This window comes from Nocardioides sp., assembly GCF_036274455.1.
Classification (GTDB): domain Bacteria; phylum Actinomycetota; class Actinomycetes; order Propionibacteriales; family Nocardioidaceae; genus Nocardioides.
Window position 1 is genome coordinate 1 of sequence record NZ_DASUFR010000067.1, and the last position, 5,048, is coordinate 5,048.

Genomic DNA, 5,048 nt, shown 5'->3' on the forward strand with positions numbered 1-5,048 from the left:
CTTGACGTCGGCGACGGCGGTGGGGTCGTCGATGCGGTACTGGGCGAAGGCCTTCTCGACCTGGGCGCGGTCGATCTCGCCGGCGTCGGCGAGGGCCTGGAGGGCCTGGACGGCCACGGACTGCGCGTCGATCCGGAAGAACCGGCGGGCGGCCGGGCGAGTGTCGGCGAAGCCGAAGCCGTCGGCTCCCAGCACCCGGTAGTCGCCGGGGACCCAGCGCGCGATCTGGAGGGGTACGGCGCGCATGTAGTCCGACACCGCCACGACCGGGCCGTCGGCACCGGCCAGCCGGTCCGACACGTAGGCCGTCCGCGGGGTCTCGCCCGGGTGCAGGAGGTTCCACTCCTCGGCGGCCGTGGCGTTGCGGGCCAGCTCGTTCCAGGAGGTGACCGACCACAGGTCGGCCCGGACCCCCCAGTCCTCGGCCAGGATCTGCTGGGCGTCCTGGATCCAGGGGAACCCGACGCCGGAGGCGAGGAGCGTGACCCGCGGGCCGTCACCTTCGGCGGTGGAGACCTTGTGCATGCCGCGCAGGATCCCGTCCACGTCGACGTCGTCGGGCTCCTTGGGCTGGACGACGGGCTCGTTGTAGACGGTGATGTAGAAGATCACGTTCTCGCCGTGCGGGTGCGCCTCGGTCTCGCCGTACATCCGGGCCAGTCCGGATTCCATGATGTGCGCGATCTCGTAGGCGAACGCCGGGTCGTAGTGCACGACCGCCGGGTTGGTGGCGGCCAGCAGCGGCGAGTGGCCGTCGGCATGCTGGAGACCCTCACCGGTGAGCGTGGTCCGGCCCGCGGTGGCGCCGATGAGGAAGCCGCGCGCGAGCTGGTCGGCCATCGCCCAGATCGAGTCCCCGGTCCGCTGGAACCCGAACATCGAGTAGAAGATGTAGAACGGGATCATGTGCTCGCCGTGGGTGCTGTACGCCGACCCAGCGGCCGTCGCCGAGGCGAGCGCACCCGCCTCGGAGATGCCCTCGTGCAGCAGCTGGCCCTGGACCGAGGACTTGTAGGCAAGCAACAACTTCCGGTCCACCGACTCGTACTGCTGGCCGGCCGGGTCGTAGACCTTCGCACTCGGGAACATCGAGTCCATGCCGAACGTGCGGTACTCGTCCGGCGCGATCGGCACCACCCGCTGCCCGATGTTGGGGTCCTTCATCCAGTCGCGGAGCTGCCGGACGAGCGCCATGGTGGTGGCGATCTTGTTCTTGCCCGAGCCCTGCTTGAGCTCGTCGTACATCTCCTTGCCCGGCAGGATCAGCGACTTGGCGCGCACCACCCGCCTCGGGATCGAGCCCCCGAGCTGGCGACGGCGCTCGAGCATGTACTCGATCTCGGGGGAGTCCTCGCCCGGGTGGAAGAACGGCGCGGTGCCGGTCGACTCGTAGGCGTCCTCGAGCTCCTTGTCGCTCATCGGCAGGTAGAGCCGATCGCGGAACTTCTTGAGGTCCGCGAGCTTGAGCTTCTTCATCTGGTGAGTGGCGTTGCGGCCCTCGAGGGCCTCGATCGTCCACCCCTTGATGGTGTGGGCGAGGATCACCGTCGGCTGTCCGGCGTGCTTGGACGCGGCGTCGAAGGCGGCGTAGACCTTGCGGTAGTCGTGGCCGCCGCGAGGCAGCTTCTCGATCTGCCGGTCGGTCATGTGCTCGACCATCTTGCGCAGCCGCGGGTCGGGGCCGAAGAAGTGCTCGCGGTTGTAGGCGCCGTCCTCGACCGAGAAGGTCTGGAAGGCGCCGTCAGGGGTCCGGTTCATCTGGTTGACCAGGACGCCGTCGACGTCGCGGGCGAGGAGCTCGTCCCACTCGCGGCCCCAGATCACCTTGATCACGTTCCAGCCGGCGCCGCGGAAGTAGGACTCCAGCTCCTGGATGATCTTGCCGTTGCCACGCACCGGGCCGTCGAGCTGCTGCAGGTTGCAGTTGATGATCCAGGTGAGGTTGTCGAGCTCCTCGCGCGCGGCGAGCCCGATGGCGCCGAGCGACTCGGGCTCGGCCATCTCGCCGTCACCGAGGAACGCGTAGACGTTCTGCTGGCTGGTGTCCTTGATGCCGCGGTTGTGGAGGTAGCGGTTGAACCGCGCCTGGTAGATCGAGTTGATCCCGGTGAGCCCCATCGACACCGTCGGGAACTCCCAGAAGTCCGGCATCAGCCGGGGGTGCGGGTAGGACGAGAGGCCCTTGCCGACGCCGTGCTGGACCTCCTGGCGGAAGTGCAGCAGCTGCTGCTCGGTGAGCCGGCCCTCGAGGAAGGCGCGGGCGTAGATGCCGGGGGAGCCGTGGCCCTGGATGTAGATCTGGTCGCCACCGCCCGGGTGGTCCTTGCCGCGGAAGAAGTGGTTGAAGCCGACCTCGTAGAGGCTCGCCGCGGACTGGTAGGTCGCGATGTGACCGCCGACCTCGAGACCGGGGCGGTTGGCGTCGGAGACCATCACCGCGGCGTTCCAGCGGATGAACGCGCGGATCCGGCGCTCGATGTCCTCGTCGCCGGGGAACCAGGGCTCGCGCTCGGGCGGGATGGTGTTGATGTAGTCGGTGCTGCGCAATGCCGGCACGCCGACGTTCATCTCACGGGCCTTCTCGAGCAGCCGCAGCATCACGTAGCGGGCCCGGTCACGCCCGCGCTCGCCGACCAGCTGGTCGAAGGAGTCCAGCCAGTCCGAGGTCTCGTCCGGGTCGATGTCGGGGAGCTGGGTCGGCAGTCCCTCGTGGATCACCGGCGTGGGCGAACCGCTGGTGGTGGCTCGGTGGGTGCCGGAGGTCTCGGGTGTTTCTTCGGTCACCCACTCATCGTGTCACGGCTCGACCAGCCGGACGAACGCCCGATCTGCTACCCGTGAGTACGCCGGAGAGGGTCCGCACGGACGTCCCACCAGCGACGACACGGCACGGCTTGCTTGCGCGTACCGCCCAACTCGGGTGGACTATCGCTCATTCGACCCCCGCGGCCGCGGGGGTTCGCTGTAACTGTCGCAGACGAGGGAGGACGGCGTGAGCTCGACCGAGGGTGGAAGCTCCACCCAGACGGGTGCCGTCGGAGCCGCCGAGCGGCTCGGGTTCAAGCCCGGGATGGTCATCCAGGAGCTCGGCTGGGACTCCGACACCGACGATCAGCTGCGGGTGGCCATCGAGGACGCGATCGACGCCGACATGGTCGACGGCGACTACGGCAACGTGGTCGACGCCGTGGTGCTGTGGTGGCGTGACGAGGACGGCGACCTGGTCGACGGCCTGGTCGACGCGCTCACCGACCTCGTCGGGGGCGGGGCCATCTGGCTGCTGACCCCCAAGGTCGGCCGGCCCAACGCGGTCGACCCGGCCGACATCGCGGAGGCGGCGCCGATCGCCGGTCTGTCGCAGACGACCACCGCGGCGGTGAGCAAGGACTGGTCCGCGACCCGGCTCATCGCGCCGAAGACCCCCGCCTGAGGTCCTCCGGACGGGACGCCGGTCCCCGGTGTCGGCCGACATGACATCCTGCACGACGTGGCTTCGCTCCCGCTCCCGGCACCGCTCGACAAGCTGGCCTCGAAGGCCGGCGCGACCGGCTATGGCCTCAAGGTGCTGGCCGGCTCGGGGATCCTGCGCCCCTACTCCCCGGTGAAGCTGGCGCGGGCCGGGCGGGCGCTGCAGCAGTGGGGGACCGGGCCGGCCGGGGGCTTCCTGGCCATCTCCACCCTGGTCGCCGACCGGACCTGGGTGGTCGACGAGCGCGGCGAGCTGACCTTCGGCGAGGTGGACCGGCGTACCAACCGGCTCGCCAGGGCACTCCGGGGGCTGGGCGTCGAGGAGGGCGACTCGGTCGCGCTGATGGCCCGCAACCACCGGGGTTTCGTGGAGGCCACGGTGGCCGCCGCCAAGCTGGGCGCGGACCTGATCTTCCTCAACACCGCCTTCGCCGGCCCTCAGCTGGTGGACGTGCTGGAGCGGGAGGACCCCGCCGTGGTCATCCACGACGAGGAGTTCACCGGCATGCTCGAGAAGGCCGACGTGGACGAGCGGGTGCTGTCGTGGGCGGACGGCGAGACGACGCTCACCACCCTGGACTCGCTGATCGCGGGTGAGCCCGACGACGCACCGGTCGACGTCCCGGACCACCACAGCCGCATCGTCATCCTCACCTCCGGCACGACCGGTACACCGAAGGGCGCACCACGCAACGAGGCCGGCATCGACGCCGCGATCTCGCTGCTCTCGCGGATGCCGCTGAAGTACGGCTGGAAGGTGCACATCGCCGCGCCGCTGTTCCACACCTGGGGCTTCGCGCACCTGATGCTGTCGCTGCTGCTCGGGCACACGGTCGTGCTCCGCAGGAAGTTCGACCCCGAGGCCGCGCTCGCCCTCGTCGACGAGCACGGGTGCGACGAGGTGGTGGTGATCCCGGTCATGCTCCAGCGGATGCTCGCGCTGCCCGACGAGACGCTCGGCAAGTACCGCCTCGCGACTGTCAAGGTCGTGGCCGCCTCGGGCTCAGCGCTGCCCGGTGACCTCGCGCTGAGCTGGATGGACCACTTCGGCGACAACCTCTACAACACCTACGGCTCGACCGAGGTGGCCTACGCCTCGATCGCGACCCCGGAGGACATGCGCACCCATCCCGCCACGGCGGGCAAGCCACCGTGGGCGACGGTGGTGAAGATCCTCGACGACGACGGGAAGGAGGTGCCGCAGGGTGGGTCGGGGCGGATCTTCGTCGGCAACAGCCTGCTCTTCGAGGGCTACACCGGCGGTGGCAACAAGGACATGGTCGACGGGCTGATGTCCTCCGGCGACGTCGGCCGGTTCGACGAGCAGGGGCTGCTCTACGTCGAGGGCCGCGACGACGAGATGATCGTCTCCGGCGGCGAGAACGTCTTCCCCCGCGAGGTCGAGGACCTGCTCGCCGACCATGAGGCCGTGGTCGAGGTCGCCGTGATCGGCGTCGAGGACGAGGAGTTCGGCCAGCGCCTCAAGGCCTTTGCCGTCCTGGGTGAGAACGCCAACGTCTCCGAGGAGGATCTGAAGGCCTACGTGAAGGCGAATCTCGCCTCCTACAAGGCCCCCCGCG

At 69.6% G+C, this 5,048-nt stretch carries 3 protein-coding genes; 2 read left to right on the forward strand and 1 reads right to left on the reverse strand.

Going from position 1 to position 5,048, the window contains the following annotated elements; translation table 11 throughout:
- On the reverse strand, positions 1-2,784 hold a 2,784-nt coding region (aceE, locus tag VFV89_RS06180; RefSeq protein ID WP_414690349.1), incomplete at its 3' end, for a pyruvate dehydrogenase (acetyl-transferring), homodimeric type.
- Between the two features lie 208 nt (positions 2,785-2,992).
- Here aceE and VFV89_RS06185 point away from each other — a divergent pair.
- Together VFV89_RS06185 and VFV89_RS06190 are read left to right on the forward strand one after the other, a co-directional pair.
- Positions 2,993-3,430 (forward strand): DUF3052 domain-containing protein, encoded by a 438-nt coding sequence (locus VFV89_RS06185; protein WP_329705039.1) that lies wholly within the window; start codon positions 2,993-2,995, stop codon positions 3,428-3,430.
- Positions 3,431-3,487: 57 nt separating this feature from the next.
- On the forward strand, positions 3,488-5,048 hold a 1,561-nt coding region (locus VFV89_RS06190; RefSeq protein WP_329705040.1), incomplete at its 3' end, for an AMP-binding protein.